This is a genomic window from Vibrio sp. 10N.222.46.A1 (genome assembly GCF_041473595.1).
Classification (GTDB): domain Bacteria; phylum Pseudomonadota; class Gammaproteobacteria; order Enterobacterales; family Vibrionaceae; genus Vibrio; species Vibrio tasmaniensis_A.
Genome location: NZ_JBFRSN010001230.1, coordinates 1 through 1581 on the forward strand (window position 1 = coordinate 1; position 1581 = coordinate 1581).

The 1581-nt window shown below is 43.7% G+C and carries 1 protein-coding gene and 1 pseudogene; both read right to left on the reverse strand.

Annotated elements, in window-relative coordinates; genetic code table 11:
- Positions 1–68: 68 nt before the first annotated feature.
- Positions 69–827, reverse strand: a complete 759-nt coding sequence (modA, locus tag AB4496_RS25480) for a molybdate ABC transporter substrate-binding protein (protein ID WP_012600621.1) — start codon at positions 825–827, stop codon at positions 69–71.
- 57 nt (positions 828–884) lie between these two features.
- Positions 885–1581, reverse strand: a pseudogene (locus AB4496_RS25485) (cobyric acid synthase CobQ); the annotation flags it as partial.

A 1581-nucleotide genomic window follows, 5' to 3' on the forward strand; every position in this document is an offset into this window, starting at 1 on the left:
ATGGCAAACCCAGCGACTTTCAAGCTCAGCATTAAGGCTTGGTATTCGTATTCCGATAAATACATCATTTAGCGCACTTCAAATCCAAAACTGTTTAATGTGTTCTTCGCTTTTTCGCTCTTTAGGAACGTGTAGAACTCTTCTGCGACGACTTTATCGCTCAATCTCGCTACAGGGTAACGTATTGGTGTGTGTAGATCGGCTGGGAACGTCGACACTAGCTTCACTTCTTTAGAAAGCAACGCATCTGTTTTGTAGACAATGCCAAGCTTAGCTTCACTGCGTTCTACCAAAGCCAATGCCATACGTACATTGTTACTTGGTGCCAATCGAGTCTTCACATCGTCCCATACACCTAACGTTTCTAGCGCTTCTTTCGCATAGATACCCGCAGGAACCGACATGGTGTTGCCAACTGCAAGTCTTTCATTCATTAGAAGTTTAGCCCATTGGTCAGCGTTTGAGAGGTCCAAAGATATTGGCGTCTCTTTCGGGGAAATTAGCACGAGTTCGTTTTCGCACAAGTTTGTGACATTGTCACTAAAAGCCAACTTACGATCGACTAAATGCGTCATCCATTTTTCGTTTGCCGAGATAAAAATGTCTGCTGGCGCGCCTCGTTCAATTTGGCGCACCAAAGACGACGTGCTCGCATACACTGGAATAACATCGACAGAATGATCTTTCTCAAACTCTTCAACCAACAAGTTAACCGCATTCGTCATAGACGATGCAGCATAAACTCGTAGTTTTTCAGCAGCCAAAAGATAAGTAGAATTCAGTGCCGAAGCTAAGACGATAGTTAAAAGGATGACTCGTTTTTTCATTATTCTCATTTAATCTATTGTTCGTTTAAATTCTTGAGCTAACTTCTACGTTGCGGCCTAAGCTGGTAATTCAGGCCAAAGCAGGTCAAGGTTCAAGTGATCTTCGATGGCATCAGCGATTCGATTGATACCCAACTCTTTAAGCTGTTCATGGTCAATCGCTGTCACATCATTAGCACCTGCCCATTCGCAAATAAGCGACAATGCATCACTGTTATCGAATACGCCATGCAGGTAAGTACCAAAAATTGAGTTATCTTGATTCACAGCACCATCAACACTGCCAGATTCTAACTGAACAGGTAATACCGTTTCATTGACATCAGTCCTACCTACGTGGATTTCATACCCTTTTACTTGTGCAGTTTTGCCATCAAGTGTCATGGTTCCACACACATTGGTTAAAGTTTTCTGCTGTGTTAGTGTCGTTTCAGTATCAAGATACCCCAACCCTTCACTGCTTCCTGATTTCCCTTCAACGCCATCTGGGTCGTGGATGATATTCCCTAGCATCTGATAACCGCCACAAATACCCATCACTTTCCCGCCCAAGCGAAGATGACGCTGAATATCTTTATCCCAACCTTGCTGTTTTAGGTATTCCAAATCGGCTCTTACCGATTTTGTTCCCGGCAATACAATCAAATCAGCGTTGTTCAGGCGCTCGCCTTTGCCTACGTAACGTAAATCAATCGACGGGTTAAGTCGCAGAGCGTCAAAGTCTGTATGGTTACTGATTCGAGTTAGTACTGGC

Bases quoted from the DNA above. Each gene is read 5' to 3' on its own strand.
- modA (WP_012600621.1), bottom strand. From the start codon at position 827: ATGAAAAAACGAGTCATCCTTTTAACTATCGTCTTAGCTTCGGCACTG.